We start from the raw sequence: 19596 nt of genomic DNA on the forward strand, positions 1-19596 counted from the left end.
AGCATACCGAACATACTTTCGCACGTTATCTCACTTATTTTTTCAGAATAACTTAATCAACTAAATAATCACGACCCCAAATAAGACCCATTGTTTTTTCTCCAGTATGGACGCCAATAACAGGCCCAATATGACTAACCTCAACTGGAATATTAGGATAGTTGGTTTTAATAAATGAGACCCATTTTGTACTCTCTTCAGGATTGTTCGCATCAACGATACTTACTCGAATTGGATAATCAACTGAGTTAATCGCATCAGAAAAATCTGCCATTACCCGTTGAAAAGCACGCTTCTTTGTCCGTTCCTTAGTTAAAGGGATAATTTGACCTTCATGATTAAAGGTCAGAATTGGTTTAATTTGTAATAAGTTACCCACAAACGCAGCACCATTCGTCATACGGCCCGTTCTAAGTAAATGGCTCAAGTTATCCACAACAAAGAAAATACCCACCGTTTCACGCATTGCTTCTATTTTAGGTACAATCGTGTCTGCATGCTCACCTTGCGCCACTAATTGAGCAGCTTTTAATACAAGAAAGGCTTCTGCTGAACTTGCTGCTTTAGAATCAATCGGATATACCGTAATTCCTTCCACAGTTTTTGAATAAGCACGTAAATTATCCACAAAACTTGTGATACCTGTTGATAGATGAATTGAAATTACTTCATCAAATCCCTCTTCAATTAATTTATCGAAGACACTTTGCATTTGTCCCATTGTGACTTGTGACGTTGTGGGTAACTTATCCGTATCTTTCATTCTTTGATAAAATTCTGAAGCAGAGATTTCCACATCTTCTAAATAAGTCTGTTGCCCAAAAATAACCGTGATTGGTACAACAATAATATTTTTATCTTTGGCTACTTTTGGATCAATATATGACGCACTATCTGTTACAATTGCCGTTTTCATTAATTTCTCCCTATTCTTTAAGCAAAAAAGGACTACCTTGTATGCATTATTCTAGCATACAACGCAATCCTTAACCTATGTGTACTCTATTTCTTAATAATATCCAAGGTTATTTTTTTAATTTTATCTTTATCTGTGAAATCTTCCGTTAATAATTCTGGAAGAATTTCTTGTAGAATATACTGAACACTCGCTAAATCTGAAAATTCAAGAATCGTTTTTAAGCTTTCTTGATAAATTTCAGTATAAACTGATTCAGGATTACCCTTTTGAATTTCGCCAAATGATTCATATAATAAATCTAATTTATCAGCTACAGACAAGATTTTACCTTCTAAAGTATCATCCTTACCTTCTGATAATCTACGACGATAGGCATCTTGGAATTCTTCTGGAATTTCGTTCACAATAAAATTCTCAGATAATGATTCCTCAACATTTGCTAACATTTCTCTTAGCGTTGTTGTTGCATATTTAACGGGTGTTTTAATATCACCAATGAATCGTTCTGTATAATCATGATTCAACGCTTTTTCATACAACATGCGCCAATCAATCGTATTTCCTGCATTTTCTTCAACATCACCTAAAAATTGAGCAGCTTCTGTTACTTTGAATGAATGTTCCGCTACCGAATGATCTTCATATTTAAAATATCCTGGTGCTCGTTTTAACGTTTCTAAATTACTTAAACTTTGTAGGTATTGATGCATTCCCATAATTAACAGCTCCCTCTCATTTTTTATATAAATTTTTACAATCTTACCACATATGGAAAAGTTAATTCAAGTATCATCAACTTTTAACAAAAAAATAAACTGATTCACATTGCAAACGCTTGATACATCAATTGGAACACGTCGCGCAACTTTACCTTACTTTTTTATGTTATGCTTATTTTCATGCTTTATATTTAAGGAGGACATTTTTTTGAAGTTTTTAGCCAATAAAACCGTTGAATACTTAACCGGTTTTATCTTGATTTTAATCATGGTACAAGCCGCGTCACTTTTACATGATTCAGAAATTATTTTACCTGAAATCGCCGCGTTAACAGTTGGACTGTGGATTTACCACGAAGCCAATTGGTTAGATCGTTCGTTTAATCTTTTTTTGCTGCCTTCTGTCACCGCAATTATCGGTTTTGGCATCAATTTACTTGAGATTTCTTACACAATTAAAATCTGCCTAATGATCGCCATCATGGTCTTTCTATTAGTGGTAACCCGATCGGCACTGGCGCCTTCATTGGCTACAGGTCTCTTGCCAATCATCGTTAATGCGTCCAAATATTCATTCATCATTGCCATCATCATTTTCACTTTCATCGAGATGATTGTCGTTAAAGGCCGTAAACTCGATCAAAACTACGCAAAAAAAACAAACCTTAACTATCAGGCTATGCTTTTATTTCTCGTTTCTTCACTCATTTGGGTTGGTCTCGTGACGATTGCTGGAAAGCCTTTGATGGCCGCTATTCCACCGATTCTTGTCGTTTTTTTCGAGGTGCTACAAAAGCCGATGTATCCGGCAAAAATGGTGTTCAAACAGGTTACTGCCTTGACGCTTTCAGCAACGATCGGTGTTCTCGCCTGCATGGTAATCGATTCCAATGTTGTTGTCGCCTTAATCACTATGCCTCTCGTTTTTTGTATACTCCATCTTTTCAAAGTTAAAATTCCAGCCGCTTATGCCTTTCCATTGCTTGCAATGATTGTTCCACCGACTATCTTTAGCGTTCTCCCCGTGTCGTCCCTACTCGCTTCCATCTACTTTCTTGGAATCGCCTACCTTTATCACCGCTTTAAAAAGAAAAAAATGAATAAATAGAAACTAAACAAGTTAATCAGCCCTGAAAGAAAATAATAAATCTTAAAAAGTTGTTTACAAAATACTGTTTTATTTGCTTATAAATTTTGTAACCCATTTAAGGTCAAAAAAAGTAGTGCTAAATGTAAATTTAGCACTACTTTTTTAGTTAGGCGTTGACAATTGCCATAATTGCTTCTTCAAATGCAAGACACTTAGCTTGTGCTTTTTCATCAGTTTCAGCTTGCGTTCCCACGTAGAATTTAATTTTTGGTTCAGTCCCTGAAGGACGAATTGCAATCCAAGAACCATCTTCTAAGATATATTTCAACGCATTTGCAGTTGGTAATCCGATTTCTTCAGATGATCCATCAGCTAATTGCGCCATACCCGTTGTGAAGTCTTCTAATTTAGCGACTTTATAGCCAGCAAAATCTTTAGGTGCGTCATCACGGAAGATTGTCATTAAATCTTTGATTTTTTGAACACCTTCAATACCTTCAAACGTTAACGCTTTAGTATTTTCAGCGTAATAACCATATTCTTTAAATAAATCATCTAATCCATCTGACAATGTTTTATCAAATTGTTTGTAGTAAGCAGCTACTTCAGATAACATTACTAATGCTTGGATAGCATCTTTATCACGAACGAAAGGACGAATTAAGTAACCATAACTTTCTTCAAAACCAAACATAAAGGTATGTTCATTTGTTTCTTCATAGTTTTGAATTTGTTCCGCAATAAATTTGAATCCTGTTAAGACATTAATCATTTTAGCATGATGTGCTTCAGCAATCTTAGTTGCAAGTTCACTTGATACAATTGATTTAACGCCAACGGCATTAGCGGGTAAAGTTCCTGCTTCTTCGCTAGCAGTTAAAATATAATTGAACATTAGAGCAGCAATTTGATTACCTGTTAATAATTTATATTCACCATCAGTTTGACGTACAGCGACACCCATACGATCAGCATCTGGATCAACAGCGATTAATAAATCAGCATGTTCACGTCGACCCCATTTGATAGCTAAATCAAATGCTGGTGCGTCTTCTGGGTTAGGTAACTTGATTGTTGGGAATTCAGGATCACCTTCAGCTTGTTCAGGCACAATCTTAAATTGTTCAAATCCAGCTTGTTTCAAAGCACGTTCACCCAACATTTTACCTGTTCCATGAAGTGGTGTGAAAACAAGTTTCATTGAAGCACCAACTTCATCAACTAATTTTTGATTAATTGTCACTTTTTTAACTTCAGCAAGATACGCAGCGTCAACTTCTTCACCAATAATTTGGAGTGTTTTATCAGCTTTTAATACTGTCTCATCACCTACTTTAATGGCAAATAAATCATCAGCTTCGCGAACAAAACCAGTAATCATATCTGATTCTTTAGGTGGCATTTGGCCACCGTCTTCACCATAAATTTTATAGCCATTATATTGTTTAGGATTATGGCTAGCCGTTATCATAATTCCGGCGTAAGTAGCTAAATGGCGGACTGCAAACGATAATTCTGGTGTGGGACGTAAGCTTTCAAAAACAAAGCTTGGAATACCATGTGCGCCTAAAACTTTAGCTGATTCCATCGCAAATTCTTGTGATTGGTAACGCGAATCATAACTAATTGCGACACCGCGCATTTTAGTTGCATCATCTAACGTATCCATAAAGCGAGCTAATCCTTCAGTTGCTTGACGAATCGTGTAGATGTTCATCCGGTTAATACCAGGACCCATCAAGCCACGCATACCAGCAGTTCCAAATTCCATTGGTTGGTAAAAAGATTCTTTTAAATCTTCTTGATTATTTTTAAGCGAAACAATCTGATTTTTTAATGTTGCGTCTAGTGTTTCTTCATTTAACCAAGTTAAATAATTATCTTCCCAAGTCAAAATATCACTCCCATTCATATAATATTACTATTATACAATAAATGCGCTTACTATTCAGGATAATAAAAAAGATATCAGAATAATTCTGATATCTTTCTTCCAGCAAGTCGCTCACGTTCAATTCCTGATTTAATTACCTTTTCCAAAATATGCTCAAATTGCTTAATTTCTTCTTCACTAAGCACCGATATACTTTCATCATTAACGACTGTAATTCTATCAAAAATATCTTGATAATTATTAATCGCTTTTGCTGTAGGATAAAGTTCAGTCCGTCGTTTATCTGCGGACGACATTTTTTTTTCAAGCCAACCATCTTTAATTAATTTTGAGATAGCACGTGTCACAACACTGTGATCCCGATAAATATTTTGGATTAGCTCATCCTGACTAACGCCAGGTGACTCACAAACTAACAACACGTAAAAAAAGTTACTCTCAGAAAGTTCAAACCCTTTTAACGTATCATTTATTCTTAATCGAATCATTCTGTTGTAAATTGTTGTTAATTTCTCAACTTCATGTGTATCGTAAAAAGAATTTCCATTCATATTTTGCATCTCAAAACTCCTTAAGCTTTACTTGTTTTTCTGAAATAGATTAGTCCAACTAGTCCAATTACAATTGAGACAACCATGATAAAGATCATTGAATATTTGTATCCAACAACAAATGATGCAGGAATACTAGCAATAACAATAATAACGGTATTAAATAATGAACCACTAACTTGTCTTAATGTATTCGTTAATGTTGTTGCATGATTTATTTCCATTGGATTTAAATCTTTTAAAGATTCTGTTGTTGCTGGAGCCATAATAGCACCAACCCCTGTTAATCGAATAGCGTAAGTAACAACTGATAACCAAACAGGAAATTCAATTGTTAAGAATAACATTGGTAGTACTGAAATCATCAACATCAAAAAGCCAAATATAAATATTTTTTTATAACCGTATTGATCATAAAGGTTACCAACAATAGGTGAAATAATAGCATTAATTGCAGCACCCGGTAACATAATTAATCCAGCAGTCATTCCTGATAAATGTTGATTATTTTCTAAGAACATTGGCATAACTAATTCTGTTGCCATTAAAATACCAAAAACTAACATAATTAATGCAATCATAGTTGAGAATGAACGTACTTTGAAAATTCGAATATTTAAAAATGGTTCTTTTAAAGCTAATTGACGACGGCCAAAATAGATTAATGCTAAAACACCAATCACAATAAGGACAAGTGCAACTAATAATTGGTCTCCAATAATTGAAATACCAATTAAAATTGTAGCAAGTCCAACTAGTGATAAGAAGAATGATTTAAAATCAATTTTAACATCTGTCTTTTCTGAATAGTTAGGTAAAATACAAACCCCAACAATTAATAAAATTAACATGATTGGAATAATGAAAATAAATAATGCTCTCCATGGTAAAAATGTAATCATAATACCTGATAAAGTTGGTCCAATTGCTGGAGCAGCTGAGATAACAAGCATAGCAAGTCCCATTACAACGCCACGGCGTTCAATTGGGTTAATTGCAATGACACTAATCATCGTAAATGTAGTCAATACGCCACCGGCAGCAGCTTGGATTAAGCGACCAATTAAGATTGCCCAAAAATTAGCGCCACTTGATGCAACGATACTTCCGATTAAAAAGACAACCATAATACCGACAAATATTTGTCTTGTTGAATATTTTTCATATAAAATTGCTGATAATGGTGTCGAAATTCCGACCATTAAAACATAACCCGTCGTTAACCATTGTGCGGTTGCAAGGTTAACATTTAAAACGGTGATTAATTTTGGTAATGCTGTAATCATCAATGTTTGATTTAATAAAGCGGCAAAAGTCGCAATTAATAAAACAGCACCAATTGTGTTTCTTTTTTTGTTTGTCATTCTAACTCTCTTCTCACTTAAATTTACGCATATGTTTAATTTTTTTCATAAGCGGATTAGATTATTATAATGTTCACATGCACATAAAGTCAAGTAAATAAAAAAATAAGCCTCAAAAGGCTTATTCTATAATTTAACTTAATTCTGCATCATTTAATGATTCAAGGTAACTAAATGTTTGTTGTCCAGCAATACCACCGTCACCAACTGCAGTTGTAATTTGACGCAATTCTTTCTTACGCACATCACCAACTGCGAAAATACCTGGTACATTTGTTAGCATATTTTCGTCAGTTGGAATCCAACCATAATCGTCAGTAATTCCAAGCTTTGTGAATGCTGTTGTCATTGGTTTAACACCAACATAAATGAAGACACCACTAGCAGGAATTTCAGATGTTTCACCTGTTTTATTATTCGTTACTTTAACGCCAGTTACTTTACGATCGTCACCAACAATCTCTGTGACATTAGTATCCCAAACAAAAGATATTTTATCATCCGCAAAGGCACGATCTTGTAAGATTTTTTGAGCGCGTAATTTGTCACGACGATGAATTACCGTCACTTTTGAAGCTAATTTTGATAAATAAGAACCTTCTTCGATTGCTGAATCACCGCCACCGATAACGATGACTTCACGATTTTTGAAGAAAGCACCATCACAGACTGCACAGTAAGATACACCTCGGCCACTAAAGGTATCTTCGCCTTCAGCACCCAATTTTTTGTATTCTGATCCAGTTGCGATAATTAAAGCTTTTGTTTCAAAAACATCATTATCTGTTGTGATGAGTTTAGTATCGCCTTCAATTGTAATATCGGTTACACTACCGTATGCATATTCTGCACCAAATTGTGTCGAACTTTCGTACATTTCTTTTGCTAAATCAGGGCCTAAGATTGATTTAAATCCAGGATAATTTTCAACTTCAGCCGTATTGTTCATTTGGCCACCATAAATCCCACGATCAATCATTAAAACCGATAGATTTGCACGTGATGCATAGAGTGCGGCAGTCATTCCACCGGGCCCAGCACCAATCACAACAACATCATATTTTTTTGTCATTAGTTCAACCTTCTTTCTTTTAGTAAGTAATTCAACAATACCCTATGTTACTTTTTTTGTCTATTTAATTGCTTTAACATCAAAAACAGGTCCCAAGTGAGTTGAACTTGAAACCTGCTTTACTGTAAGAATTAGGCTACTTATTTTTTGCTGTATCTTCTGCAATTAATTTTGCGCCTAAAGTCTTCAAATATTCTTTTAATTCATCTTTAACTTCTTTATGTTTCAAACCATACTCAATACTTGTTTTTAAGTAGCCAAATTTATAGCCAACATCGTATCGGGTTCCTTTAAATTCATGAGCGAAAACACGTTGCACCTTGTTCAATGCATCGATGGCATCCGTTAATTGAATTTCATTACCAGCACCTGGTTTTTGATGTTCTAAGATACCAAAAATTTCAGGTGTTAATAAGTAACGTCCAATAATAGCCAAGTCACTAGGTGCTTCTTCAGGTGTAGGTTTTTCAACAAAGTTTTTAACATTGAATAATCCAGGTTTAACTTCTAATTCAGGATTAATCACACCGTATTTTGAAACTTCTTCATGAGGGACTTTCATCACCGCTAAAGTTGAAGCATGTGTCTCATCAAAGCGATTCATGAGTTGACGCGTTAATGGTACTTTATCTTCCATTAAATCATCGCCTAACATGACAACAAAAGGTTCATCCCCAACAAAGTCTTTAGCCATTAAAACGGCATCGCCAAGACCTCGTGGATGAGATTGACGAACAAAATACAAATTAATATCCGTTGTTTCTTCAACTAATTTTAATAATTCGTCTTTATGCTTTGCAGCTAAATTCGCTTCCAGTTCTGGCACCGAATCAAAATGATCTTCAATTGGTCGCTTACCTTTACCCGTAACAATCAAAATATCTTCAATACCCGATTGACGCGCCTCTTCAACAATAAATTGAATCGTTGGTTTATCAACAATTGGGAGCATTTCTTTTGCCATCGCTTTAGTTGCTGGTAAGAAACGAGTCCCTAGTCCAGCAGCCGGAATAATGGCTTTTTTAACTTTTTGCATAGTCTAATCCCCTTTTATTCTGCTAATTCAGATTTACCTTCACGATTGATCAAAGCTTCAATCACTGATTTAATTTCTTTATTATTGTATAAAACGTCATAAATTGCATTTGTGATTGGCATATCAATTCCTTGTTGTTGTGCTAATTCATAAGCAGCCTTAGCAGTACCAACACCTTCGATAACCATACCCATATCAGCAACAACAGCATCTAATGATTTACCTTGACCTAATTGGTCTCCAGCACGCCAGTTACGTGAATGAACACTTGTAGCTGTAACGATTAAATCACCAACACCAGAAAGTCCCATAAAGGTTAATTGGTTAGCACCAAATGATGTCCCTAAACGAGCAATTTCAGCTAATCCACGTGTAATCAAAGCTGCTTTAGCGTTATCGCCATAGCCCATACCATGAAGCATACCAGCACCAACGGCGATAATATTCTTCATAGCTGCGCCCATTTCAACACCGATAACATCGTTATTTGTGTAGATTCTTAAGAATTTATTCATAAAGAGATCTTGAACAAAACTTGCAGCTTCAGGATCAGTACTTGCTGAAACAATTGTTGTTAAATCACGATTTGCAACTTCTTCAGCATGACTTGGGCCAGAGAAGACAACAACACTACCACGAATGTCAGCAGGAATTTCTTCTTCAATAACTTCTGAAATACGTTTGTGTGTGACTTGTTCTAGTCCTTTACTTGCATGAATAATAATTGGTTTGTTACCTGTTTCTTCTAAAATTGCTGCTACTTGTTTAGCAACAATACGGCTTGCTTTTGTTGGAACAACAAATAAAATAGCGTCAACTTGATCCAAAGCTTCTTTTAAATCTTCATATGCATGTAGGTCTTTAGAATAAGTGTAATCTTCCAAGTAATGCTTATTTGTATGGAACTCATTCATTTCTGCTACTTGTGCTGGAACATTTGACCAAAGTCTGATGTCATGACCATTTTCAGTTAGGATATCGGCAAGGATACTACCCCAAGAACCGGCGCCTAATACTGCTACTTTTTTTGTCATTATATAATCTCCTTCAAAATTTATTCATTCTAATCATACCAAATTTTACCTCTAATAGCATTAACTATGAGAAATTTTTATTTCAATTGTCCGTCTAAATACCATTGATTTTGCGGTTCCCAATATCTTCTCAATAATAACCAACTAATTGATCCAATAAAAATCACTAATGAGAGAAGTTGAGAAACACGAATTGTTGAAAATAACATTAAGCTATCTGTTCTCATTCCTTCGATAAAGAAACGACCAAATGAATACCAAGTTAGATATGCAAATAGTATTTCTCCACGTTTGAAAAGGTGTACTCGATGTCTCAAGGCAATTAATATTAAGAATCCAACAAAACTCCACAATGATTCGTATAGAAATGTTGGCTTATAGTAGGTGCCATTGATGTTCATTTGGTTAATAATAAATTCAGGTAAATGTAAATTTTGCAATGCCTCTAACGTCGTTTTTCCACCATGGGCTTCTTGGTTCATAAAATTACCCCAACGGCCGATTGATTGCGCAAGTAGCACAAGTGGTGCCGCTAGATCAAACATTAACCATGCTGACAAATGGCGACGCTGACAGAAAATAATCACTGTAATAATTGCGCCTATTAACCCACCATAGATAGCAATACCACCATCCCAAATTCGATAAACTTCACTGAGATGTTGAGCGTAATAAGACCACTCGAACACAACGTAATAGAGTCGCGCAGAAACAATTGAAATTGGCAACGCCCATAGAACCATATCATATATGGTATCTTCATTTATTCCTATTTTTTTGCCTTCAAGAATGGCTAAAATAACTGCTAGAATTACTGCACTCGCAATTATTACACCATACCAACGAACTTCAATAGGTCCTAATTTAACTGCGATGGGATTCAACGCACCTAATAAATAATTCAATTTACTCTCGTCCAATCCTTAATCTTTTTTTGAATTTGTTTGGATTAAGCCATTTAGATTAGCTTCAAATGCTTTAGTAGCATCATAACCCATTGTTTTTGCACGGAAGTTCATTGCTGCGACTTCAATGATAATGGCCAAATTACGTCCTGTTTTAACAGGTACAGAAATTTTTGGCACATTCACATTGAATATTTTAACAAATTCATCATTATTACCTAATCGATCAAATTGTTTATCAGGAGTCCAGTTTTCTAGATGAATAATTAGTGAAATATCAGTGTCATTACGGACAGCTCCTGCACCAAACAAGTTCATGATATCGATAATACCGATACCTCGAATTTCAAGTAAATGTTTTAAAATTGCAGGTGCCTCACCAACAAGTGTCTCCTCATCTTGTTGGAAAACATCAACACGATCATCTGCAATTAACCGATGTCCACGTCTAATTAATTCAAGCGCTGTTTCTGATTTACCAACACCAGAATCACCTGTAATCATGACCCCAAGACCATAAATATCAACTAAAACACCATGTATTGACTGGCGTTCAGCTAATTTAGCTTCCAAAAAGTTAACCATATTAGAAGATAGACGTGACGTTGTTAGTTTTGAAATTAGAACTGGAATATGTCTTTCTTTGACGATAGCTAATAATTCTAGCGGCACATCCAAATCATTTGAAACAACAAAACATGGTGTTTGTTCTGTTGCTAATTGATTCATCACATTCTGCCTATCTTCAGGAGTCAGTCCATTTGCATAAGCATGTTCTGTCATCCCAAATAATTGAATACGTTCTTTCGGATAAAAATTAAAATACCCGGTTAATTCTAGACCAGGACGTGAAATATCACTTGTTGTAATTTTTTTATCATCCAAGTATTCTTTCCCAATTAAAACAGTTAATCCCATTGCATCTACTAAATTTCTAACTGAAACTTCATTGGCCATCTTAATGCCCCCTATTGTCTATTTCTAATAAAGTAATTTGTTACGATTGTATTAGCAATACTCATCACAATTGAGATGATAAATGCCGCCCAAAAGCTCGAAAATTTAAATTCATTACCCACAAAAAATGACGTCATTTGTAACATAAATGCATTTATAATCAGATAGAAAAATCCTAAACTGAAAATAGTTACCGGCAGTGATAAAATCACTAAAAACGGTTTAACTAGCATATTTAGTACGGCCAGTACAAAACTGGCGATTAATGCAACCCAGATACTTTTAACAAATAAAGTCTCTGGAAAAAAACCAGATATTGCCAAAAACAGTATGGCATTAATTAATACGCGCTGCCAAAATCCCATGAATCTTCACCTCATCATTAATATTATTTATCGTCTGTAACTTCTACATCTTTAATAATTTTACGGCCACTCTTACTTGATGAGCTAGTCCGTTGTCCAGTACTAGATGTAAACTGCTCAAAAGAACTAGTAAATGAACGTTTTTTCCCTGGTAAGCTAATTGCTAACAAGATATAGACAAGTATAAATACGCCTTTTGTTGCGAAGATTAGCATTAAAAATAAAAATCTAACGAGTGTTGGATTCCAATTTATATATTCGGCAAGTCCAGCTGCGACACCCGCGATAATTTTATTAGTTGATTTTGTGAATTTTTTATTTGTTTTCATTTTGTAGTTCCTCCATTCAGAATAATCTATCATTATTGTACTTCTTATCGTACTCATTTTACAATTTTAACGAGCGTTATTTACTTAAATTTTAACGTTTAAATTAAAAATAACTAACAATCGCGAAATTGTTAGTTATTAAATGAGTAGTGCCTTATTCATTTTCTTTTTCTAACTCTGATTTACCAGGATTCAATTCAGTGATTCGGCCATTTTTTAAATAAACAACCCATTCACACACATTTGTAACATAATCGCCAATTCGTTCTAGATAAGTGGCAACCATCAAATAGTCAGCACTTCCCACAACTGTTTCGGGATTCGTTTTCATTTCATGGATACACTGGTCATATATTGTCGTGAAATATTCATCAACTTCAAGATCTAAATTAGCAACTTTACGAGCTTTTTCGGCATCTTTTCTAATATAAGCTGTGAGGACTTCTTCAACCATCTTACGTGCGTGGTCGCCCATAATTCCGATCTCATCTTCAATCTCCGTTACCCTAGGATTGCCTTTAACACGAATCGTTGATCTCGCAATACTTACAGCGTGATCTCCCATTCGTTCTAAATCAGAAATAGCTTTTAAAACAGTCACAATATCTCTTAAATCACTTGTAACAGGTTGATACAATGCAATCATTTCTAACGTTTGTTTTTCTAACTTCATTTCGCGTTCATTAATTTTGTAATCGCCAACGATAACTTCATGGGCCAACTCTTTATCATGATTAATGAAAGCACGGACAGATTTATGAATGGCTTCACTAACCATCATACCCATTTCGCTAAATCTAATGTGTAGCTTTTCTTGTTCTTCATCAAAAAGTAATCGCATTATTTTGTCTCCCTTTCTTAACCGAATCGACCACTAATGTAGTCATCCGTTTCTTTTTGTACAGGCTGCGTAAATAATTTTTTAGTTGGTGCAACTTCAATTAAATTACCTTCTAAAAAGAAGGCAGTTCGATCTGAAATTCGAGAAGCTTGTTGTAAATTGTGAGTCACTATTATAATAGTATATTTTTCACGCAATTCTAGCAACATATTTTCAATTTTACTACTTGAACCAGGATCCAGAGCACTTGTTGGTTCATCCAGTAAAATGACCTCAGGTTCAACCGCTAAGACTCGAGCGATACAGACACGTTGTTGCTGTCCGCCAGATAACGCAAGCGCATTTTTACCCAAATCATCCTTTACATCATCCCAGACAGCAGCCTGTTTCAAGCTTTTTTCAACAGCTTCATCAAGGATTGCTTTATCTTTAACGCCAGCTAATCGCAAACCATATACAACATTTTCGTAAATTGAAAATGGAAATGGATTAGGTTGTTGGAAAACCATCCCAACATTTTTGCGTAATCTTACGGTATCCATTTTAGGACCGTAAATATCTTCATTTTTTAATTTAACTGTACCTGTAATGGTTACACCTGGAATTAAATCATTCATGCGATTTAACGTTCTTAAATATGTTGATTTACCACAACCAGATGGACCGATTAAAGCGGTAATCCCTTTTTCATTGAAATCAAGATTAATTCCTTTGAGGGCTTCTTTCTTACCATAATACAAATGAACATCATTTGTTTCAATTATTTTAGTCATTTGGCCTTTCCCCCTTAACCGAAGTTTCCTGAAACATAATCATCCGTTAGTTTAATTGTTGGTCGCGTAAAAATAGTTGTTGTTTTATCATATTCTACCGCATTTCCTGAATGGAAAAATGCTGTGTAATCTGAAATACGTGAAGCCTGTTGCATATTGTGTGTCACAATGACAATCGTGTACTTTTCTTTCAGTTCTAAAAGTGATTCTTCAACAATTCGACTTGAAATTGGATCTAACGCACTAGCTGGTTCATCTAACAATAAGATGTCAGGTTCCATAGCAATCGCTCTAGCGATACATAAACGTTGTTGTTGTCCACCAGACAATGATAACGCACTCACATTCAAATCATCTTTAACTTGATCCCAAAGTGCAGCTTGTTTAAGTGATTTTTCAACGCGTTCTTCAAGTAACTGCTTATCTTTCATCCCATGACGTTTCAAAGCAAACGTTATATTTTCATAAATTGATTTTGAAAATGGATTAGGTCGTTGAAATACCATTCCAATATGTTTTCTCATTTCATAAATATCAACATTATCTTTATTTATATCTAAATCACGGTAAATAATTTGTCCTGTTACATCAGCAATCCCATCATTCATACGATTCAACGATCTAAGATAAGTTGATTTACCAGAACCAGATGCCCCAATTAAAGCTGTAATTTTAAACCGTTCAAATTGTAAACTAACATCTCGAATTGCTTCATTAGAACCATAATGAACATGTAAATCTTTGGTTTCTAAAGCTATCTCATGTTTATCTTCATTGAAGGTCATAATTCTAGATTTTTCAGTTTTATTTTCTACCATATTCTTTGACCCCCTAATGATCTATTTACTTGATGTAATTTTACGATAAAGTGCTTTACCACCGAATCGAGCTAAGAAATTAAATAAAAGCACTGCGATAATTAAGACGGCTGATGCGCCTGCAGAAACAGCTGATGCATCAGGCATAATACCTTCTGAATTAATTTTCCAGATATGAACAGCTAATGTTTCAGCTGGACGCATTGGATTTAACGGACTCGCAATATTAGCTGGATTCCAGTTTGTAAAATCTAGTGCTGGCGCACTTTGACCAGCAGTATAAATTAACGCAGCTGCTTCACCAAAGATACGGCCGGCACTCAATATAACACCCGTTAAAATACCAGGTACTGCATCTGGAACAATAACTCTCGTAACGGTTTCCCAACGCGATAATCCTAACGAAAAGCCAGCCTCACGTTGTGAATATGGGATAGAACGTAATGACTCTTCGATTGATCTTGTTAATAAAGGTAAATTGAAGAACGTTAAGGCTAATGCACCTGATAAAATTGAAAAACCGAAATTATATTGGACAACGAAAATCAAAAACCCAAAAAGCCCAACAACAACTGAAGGTAATGAACTTAAAATTTCAACAGACGTTCTAATAACCGTCGTCACCCAATTATTTTTAGCGTATTCTGATAACCAAATACCCGCTCCCAATGAAATAGGGAAAGAAATCAATAATGTTAATAATAATAGATAGAAGGAATTAAACAATTGGATTCCTACTCCACCACCACTTGAAAATGATTTTGCGGGTGATGTTAAGAAATGCCAGCTGATATGTGGCACACCTCTAACCAATATATAGCCAAGTAAGGCCGCTAAAACAAGAACGACGAATCCGGCAATACCATATAAAATACTTGTTGCGATTTTATCTACTTTTTTAGGATTCATTATTTAAGCGCCCCTCTCTTACCAATTACTCTAACAACCATGTTAAAGAATAATGACATTAATAATAGAATTAAAGCAAGTGACCATAGCGCATTATTTTCTAATGAGCCCATGACAGTATTTCCAATTCCCATCGTCAAAATACTTGTTAAAGTTGATGATGGTGTAATTAAACTTGATGGCATCAATGATGCATTACCAATAACCATTTGAACGGCTAAGGCTTCACCAAAAGCTCGTGCCATACCAAAAACAACCGCTGTCATGATACCTGGTGTTGCTGCTCTTAGAATAACTTTATAAATTGTTTGCCAACGTGTTGCACCTAAGGCCAGTGAGGCTTCCCGGTAATAACGTGGGACAGATTTTAAAGTATCAACAGTCATTGACGTAACGGTTGGTAGAATCATAACAAATAACACAAATGTCCCAGATAAAATACCAAACCCTGTTCCACCAAAAATACTTCGAACAAATGGGACCACAACTGAAAGACCAATAAATCCATAAACAACTGAAGGAATACCAACTAATAATTCAGTTACCGGTTGTAAAATTCGGCTACCCGTATTTGGTGAAATTTCAACCATGAAAATAGCTGTTCCAATAGCGAAAGGTGTTGCAATTAATGCTGATAAAAAAGTGACAAAGAATGATCCAGAAATCATTGGTAAAGCCCCAACTTCTGGCTTACCTGCTTTATCAAGCGTTCCAGGGTTCCAACTCTTTCCTAATAAAAAATCTTTAATTGATACTTTATCAGTAAAGAACGTTGCTAATCCTTTTGAAGCAACGAAATAAAAGATAGCAAGAACAATAGCGACGATTAGTCCAATACAGAAATAAGTAATTATTTTACCGCGCATCTCTAGTTTAGATGCTTTTGATTTTTTGAGTAAACTTTCACGAATCGGATCCATAACTACATCCCCTTCTTAATTGGTGTTATTTTACCTTCAACCGAACGACTCACTTGCATCTGTGTTGTTGGAATATAACCTAATTTACTAACAACCTGTTTTTGAATTTTATTTGACATCATATAAGTTAAAAATTGTTTTGTTAATCCCGTGGGTTCACCATTCGTATACATATGTTCGTATGACCAGATTTTCCATTTATTTGAGGCAACATTACTTTCAGTTGGTTTAACTTTATCAACAGAAAGTACATCGACCGTTTTATCAACGTATGAGAAAGCCATATAACTTATTGCACCAGGTGTCGATCCGACAATTTGTCGAACCATTCCCGTTGAATCTTGTTCCTGTGCATCTTTACTTTGCTTACCTTCTAATCCCCATTTTTCAAATGTTAATCGTGTTCCCGAACCAGATGCACGATTTAAAAGGACAATTGGTAAATCATTGCCACCTAGTTGCTTCCAATTTGTTAATTTACCAGTAAAAATATCTATAAGTTGTTTTTTTGAGACGTTTTTAACGCCCACACCATTATTCACAACTGGCGTAATTCCAACAACGGCAACTTGATGGTCTACAAGTTTACTTGCCTTAATGCCTGATTTTTCTTCAGCAAAAACATCTGAGTTACCAATGCTAACGGCTTTTTCTTGAACTTGACTCAATCCTGTTCCGGATCCGCCACCTTGAACATTAACAAAGACGCCAACATTTTCAGTCCCGTATTCTTCACCAGCTGCCTCAACTAAAGGTTGTAAAGCTGTAGATCCAACAATTGTAATCGATTTTCCTGAATTTGATTGTGTCTCACATCCCGTTAAAGTTAATAACATGATGGATAAAATTCCACCAATCATTACTAAAGATCCCTTTTTCATAGTAACTTCCTCCATAAATATCGATATTTAACTTATACATTAAGTTTATATTTTTAATGTAAAGGTCCTGTGGGGGTATTGTAAAGATTGTGTAAAGGTTACAACAAAAAAAGCCATAACATGACGTTATGACTTCAATCGTTATTTTAATTCTGGAGCATCAGTTTTGAATAAACTTTCGGTAGATACCCCACCGTGTTGTTCAATTAAACTGGTTTTTTCTTTCTCTTGTGCTTTTTTCAAAGTTTCAAGAGCGTCACTTTTCTTGTAATTATAGTCAGATTTATTTACTTTAGTGAAATTACTTGGTGCGTAGAATCTTAATAGATCACCCGTAATAACTTCATCTGATAATGATAATGACGTTGTAACATGTTTTAATTCTTTGTTATAAACTTTTTGTTGTGCTGCCGTTAGTTTTTCGATTTCTTTACCAGTCTTAGTGTTATACGTGGTATTTCCAACTTTTGTAAAGGTTGGTGAAACGAAATCACCATTTCTAAAGGCAACCGTTTGGTTACGATTTTTCGATAATAAATCATTACCAAATTGAACCGTATCGGTATTCTTAACGCCTAATAGATCAAGTAAAGTTGGTAGCACATCAATTTCACCACCATAAGTATGATTAATACCGCCCTTAAGGCCATTCATATGAATCATAAATGGTACCTTTTGGAACATCGTTAAATCATAACTTGTTACTTTGTCTTTACCTAAAAGCTGTGCAATAGCTTTCGGATGATTATTAGAGATACCATAGTGATCACCATACATCACAATCATACTGTCCTTATACAAGCCACTCTTCTTCAAGTAACTAACGAATTCTCCGAATGATTGATCAAGATATTTAGATGTTTGAACATAACCATCAACCGTACTATCGTCTGTATCCGTCTTTTTGATTGACGTATTCGCACTATCTAAATCATATGGATAATGGTTAGTTAGTGTGATGAGTTTAGCATAAAAAGGTTGGGGTAATTGTTCAATATACTTAACCGATTGCTTCAAGAAAATCTTATCTTTCATCCCATAACCAACTTTATAGTTAGCTTTGACATCATAATAAGGTTCACTGAAGAAATACTGGTAACCAAATGATTTATAAGTATTATTACGATTCCAGAAACTACCCACGTCACCATGGAAAGCTGCTGTAGAGTAGCCTTTTTGATCAAGAATAGCGGGTGCTGCTTGGAATGTATTTTGTGTGCCATAAGTCGTCATCGCTGAACCAGATGGTAACCCATAAAGGGATGCTTCCAACATCATTTCAGCATCAGACGTTTTACCTTGTCCAACTTGATTAAAGAAATTATCAAATGATAATGTATTTTGATCATGATAATATTTATTAATGTTAGGCGTAACTTGTTGCCCATCCCATTTATAATCGATCATGAACTGTTGGAAACTTTCTAGATGAATCACAAAAACATTTTTACCCTTCGCTTTTCCATAATACTTTATATTTGAATTAGAACGATTTTTATCCAAATACTTTAGAACTTTATCCATATCTTTAGCAGTGGCATTTTTACGTGTCGCACTTTCTTTTTGCGTTTGATAAACATTATATCCCGCATAGAAATTCAAGCCTAAATATTTAACAATATAGTTATTATCAAAAGTTCTTGTCAATAATTGAGAACGATCCTTTTCAGCTAAACCTAAGTTCCCTAAAGCTAAAAGTACAGATGCAATAGTCAGGATAAAAGCATAACGCTTTTTAATTGGGTTATAGTCAATTTTGACTAATTTAAAGACAAGAATCAAAATTAAAATAATAATATCGATATAAACAAAGAAATCAGTTGGTCGTAAAATACCGGCAATTCCCTTGTCTAGATTATTAGCTACTGAACCTGAATTTTTGATAATTCCTAGTGAAAGAAAATCTGAAAACTCACGATAATAAACCATATTTGCAAAAAGCCATGATGTTTGAATAAAATCAACAATCAGCAAAATCCAATATGATTTTTTACCCTTAAAGTAGATTGCAATTCCAAATAATAATAACGCTGTTGGTATTGGATTAATATAAAGTAAAAATTGTTGCATGCTACCTGTTGCACCTAATGTAAATTTGGTTTCATAAGCAACAACTGTTTTGGCCCAAAATAAAACGAGCGTCAAGAGGAGGAATCCCCATCTTGAGCTCAATTTATCCTGAACATATTTTAAAGTTGACCGCATCTTAGTGCCTCCAT

The 19596-nt window shown here is 34.8% G+C and carries 20 protein-coding genes; 1 reads left to right on the plus strand and 19 read right to left on the minus strand.

Going from position 1 to position 19596, the window contains the following annotated elements; genetic code table 11:
* Nucleotides 1-52: 52 nt before the first annotated feature.
* Nucleotides 53-916, minus strand: coding sequence for a DegV family protein (locus AC1RPX_RS04140; protein ID WP_481761482.1), 864 nt, complete (start codon nt 914-916; stop codon nt 53-55).
* An 86-nt stretch (nt 917-1002) separates the two neighbouring features.
* Nucleotides 1003-1635 (minus strand): YfbR-like 5'-deoxynucleotidase, encoded by a 633-nt coding sequence (locus tag AC1RPX_RS04145; RefSeq protein WP_409022185.1) that lies wholly within the window; start codon nt 1633-1635, stop codon nt 1003-1005.
* 211 nt (nt 1636-1846) lie between these two features.
* Here AC1RPX_RS04145 and AC1RPX_RS04150 point away from each other — a divergent pair, with 211 nt between their 5' ends.
* Nucleotides 1847-2746 (plus strand): hypothetical protein, encoded by a 900-nt coding sequence (locus AC1RPX_RS04150; protein ID WP_481761483.1) that lies wholly within the window; start codon nt 1847-1849, stop codon nt 2744-2746.
* Between the two features lie 148 nt (nt 2747-2894).
* Here AC1RPX_RS04150 and AC1RPX_RS04155 read toward each other — a convergent pair whose 3' ends face one another.
* The 17 genes from AC1RPX_RS04155 to AC1RPX_RS04235 form a co-directional block, all read right to left on the minus strand.
* Entirely contained in the window at nt 2895-4622 is a 1728-nt protein-coding gene (locus AC1RPX_RS04155; protein WP_481761626.1) for a phospho-sugar mutase, read from the minus strand.
* A gap of 74 nt (nt 4623-4696) precedes the next feature.
* Nucleotides 4697-5182, minus strand: a complete 486-nt coding sequence (locus tag AC1RPX_RS04160) for a MarR family winged helix-turn-helix transcriptional regulator (RefSeq protein WP_481761485.1) — start codon at nt 5180-5182, stop codon at nt 4697-4699.
* Nucleotides 5183-5193: 11 nt separating this feature from the next.
* Nucleotides 5194-6537 (minus strand): DHA2 family efflux MFS transporter permease subunit, encoded by a 1344-nt coding sequence (locus tag AC1RPX_RS04165; protein WP_481761486.1) that lies wholly within the window; start codon nt 6535-6537, stop codon nt 5194-5196.
* A 133-nt stretch (nt 6538-6670) separates the two neighbouring features.
* Nucleotides 6671-7609, minus strand: coding sequence for a thioredoxin-disulfide reductase (trxB, locus tag AC1RPX_RS04170; RefSeq protein WP_481761487.1), 939 nt, complete (start codon nt 7607-7609; stop codon nt 6671-6673).
* 136 nt (nt 7610-7745) lie between these two features.
* The gene (gene galU / locus AC1RPX_RS04175; RefSeq protein WP_409022179.1) at nt 7746-8645 is read right to left on the minus strand and encodes a UTP--glucose-1-phosphate uridylyltransferase GalU; all 900 of its coding nucleotides are present in this window, start codon (nt 8643-8645) and stop codon (nt 7746-7748) included.
* A 14-nt stretch (nt 8646-8659) separates the two neighbouring features.
* Nucleotides 8660-9679 (minus strand): NAD(P)H-dependent glycerol-3-phosphate dehydrogenase, encoded by a 1020-nt coding sequence (locus AC1RPX_RS04180; protein ID WP_481761488.1) that lies wholly within the window; start codon nt 9677-9679, stop codon nt 8660-8662.
* Nucleotides 9680-9756: 77 nt separating this feature from the next.
* Nucleotides 9757-10584 carry a prolipoprotein diacylglyceryl transferase gene (gene lgt, locus AC1RPX_RS04185; RefSeq protein ID WP_481761489.1) on the minus strand — a complete coding sequence of 276 codons (828 nt, stop codon included), beginning with the start codon at nt 10582-10584 and terminating at the stop codon, nt 9757-9759.
* A gap of 18 nt (nt 10585-10602) precedes the next feature.
* Nucleotides 10603-11541 (minus strand): HPr(Ser) kinase/phosphatase, encoded by a 939-nt coding sequence (gene hprK / locus AC1RPX_RS04190; RefSeq protein WP_481761490.1) that lies wholly within the window; start codon nt 11539-11541, stop codon nt 10603-10605.
* 11 nt (nt 11542-11552) lie between these two features.
* Entirely contained in the window at nt 11553-11906 is a 354-nt protein-coding gene (locus AC1RPX_RS04195) for a phage holin family protein (protein ID WP_481761491.1), read from the minus strand.
* 23 nt (nt 11907-11929) lie between these two features.
* Nucleotides 11930-12235 (minus strand): PspC domain-containing protein, encoded by a 306-nt coding sequence (locus AC1RPX_RS04200; protein ID WP_409022174.1) that lies wholly within the window; start codon nt 12233-12235, stop codon nt 11930-11932.
* A gap of 154 nt (nt 12236-12389) precedes the next feature.
* Nucleotides 12390-13076, minus strand: coding sequence for a phosphate signaling complex protein PhoU (gene phoU / locus AC1RPX_RS04205; RefSeq protein WP_481761492.1), 687 nt, complete (start codon nt 13074-13076; stop codon nt 12390-12392).
* A 17-nt stretch (nt 13077-13093) separates the two neighbouring features.
* Nucleotides 13094-13849: a phosphate ABC transporter ATP-binding protein PstB gene (pstB, locus tag AC1RPX_RS04210; protein WP_409022172.1), complete on the minus strand. Its 756-nt coding sequence runs from the start codon at nt 13847-13849 to the stop codon at nt 13094-13096.
* Nucleotides 13850-13863: 14 nt separating this feature from the next.
* A complete protein-coding gene (pstB, locus tag AC1RPX_RS04215) occupies nt 13864-14667 on the minus strand; it encodes a phosphate ABC transporter ATP-binding protein PstB (protein ID WP_481761493.1) in 804 nt (267 codons plus the stop codon).
* A 21-nt stretch (nt 14668-14688) separates the two neighbouring features.
* Nucleotides 14689-15576 carry a phosphate ABC transporter permease PstA gene (gene pstA, locus AC1RPX_RS04220; RefSeq protein ID WP_481761494.1) on the minus strand — a complete coding sequence of 296 codons (888 nt, stop codon included), beginning with the start codon at nt 15574-15576 and terminating at the stop codon, nt 14689-14691.
* Nucleotides 15576-16496 (minus strand): phosphate ABC transporter permease subunit PstC, encoded by a 921-nt coding sequence (gene pstC, locus AC1RPX_RS04225; RefSeq protein WP_409022169.1) that lies wholly within the window; start codon nt 16494-16496, stop codon nt 15576-15578. The genes pstA and pstC overlap by 1 nt, the downstream gene beginning before the upstream one ends.
* A gap of 2 nt (nt 16497-16498) precedes the next feature.
* The gene (locus AC1RPX_RS04230) at nt 16499-17377 is read right to left on the minus strand and encodes a phosphate ABC transporter substrate-binding protein PstS family protein (RefSeq protein WP_481761495.1); all 879 of its coding nucleotides are present in this window, start codon (nt 17375-17377) and stop codon (nt 16499-16501) included.
* Nucleotides 17378-17518: 141 nt separating this feature from the next.
* Nucleotides 17519-19582 (minus strand): LTA synthase family protein, encoded by a 2064-nt coding sequence (locus AC1RPX_RS04235; RefSeq protein ID WP_481761496.1) that lies wholly within the window; start codon nt 19580-19582, stop codon nt 17519-17521.
* Nucleotides 19583-19596 lie beyond the last annotated feature (14 nt).

This window comes from Dellaglioa sp. CoH-56-MRSF-14, assembly GCF_056782115.1.

Coding starts and splice junctions, on each gene's coding strand:
- AC1RPX_RS04145 (WP_409022185.1), bottom strand. CDS start 1,635: ATGGGAATGCATCAATACCTACAAAGTTTAAGTAATTTAGAAACGTTA.
- pstC (WP_409022169.1), bottom strand. CDS start 16,496: ATGGATCCGATTCGTGAAAGTTTACTCAAAAAATCAAAAGCATCTAAA.
- pstB (WP_409022172.1), bottom strand. CDS start 13,849: ATGACTAAAATAATTGAAACAAATGATGTTCATTTGTATTATGGTAAG.
- trxB (WP_481761487.1), bottom strand. CDS start 7,609: ATGACAAAAAAATATGATGTTGTTGTGATTGGTGCTGGGCCCGGTGGA.
- pstA (WP_481761494.1), bottom strand. CDS start 15,576: ATGAATCCTAAAAAAGTAGATAAAATCGCAACAAGTATTTTATATGGT.
- phoU (WP_481761492.1), bottom strand. CDS start 13,076: ATGCGATTACTTTTTGATGAAGAACAAGAAAAGCTACACATTAGATTT.
- AC1RPX_RS04230 (WP_481761495.1), bottom strand. CDS start 17,377: ATGAAAAAGGGATCTTTAGTAATGATTGGTGGAATTTTATCCATCATG.
- pstB (WP_481761493.1), bottom strand. CDS start 14,667: ATGGTAGAAAATAAAACTGAAAAATCTAGAATTATGACCTTCAATGAA.
- AC1RPX_RS04160 (WP_481761485.1), bottom strand. CDS start 5,182: ATGCAAAATATGAATGGAAATTCTTTTTACGATACACATGAAGTTGAG.
- AC1RPX_RS04195 (WP_481761491.1), bottom strand. CDS start 11,906: ATGGGATTTTGGCAGCGCGTATTAATTAATGCCATACTGTTTTTGGCA.
- AC1RPX_RS04180 (WP_481761488.1), bottom strand. CDS start 9,679: ATGACAAAAAAAGTAGCAGTATTAGGCGCCGGTTCTTGGGGTAGTATC.
- AC1RPX_RS04235 (WP_481761496.1), bottom strand. CDS start 19,582: ATGCGGTCAACTTTAAAATATGTTCAGGATAAATTGAGCTCAAGATGG.
- AC1RPX_RS04200 (WP_409022174.1), bottom strand. CDS start 12,235: ATGAAAACAAATAAAAAATTCACAAAATCAACTAATAAAATTATCGCG.
- galU (WP_409022179.1), bottom strand. CDS start 8,645: ATGCAAAAAGTTAAAAAAGCCATTATTCCGGCTGCTGGACTAGGGACT.
- AC1RPX_RS04165 (WP_481761486.1), bottom strand. CDS start 6,537: ATGACAAACAAAAAAAGAAACACAATTGGTGCTGTTTTATTAATTGCG.
- hprK (WP_481761490.1), bottom strand. CDS start 11,541: ATGGCCAATGAAGTTTCAGTTAGAAATTTAGTAGATGCAATGGGATTA.
- AC1RPX_RS04140 (WP_481761482.1), bottom strand. CDS start 916: ATGAAAACGGCAATTGTAACAGATAGTGCGTCATATATTGATCCAAAA.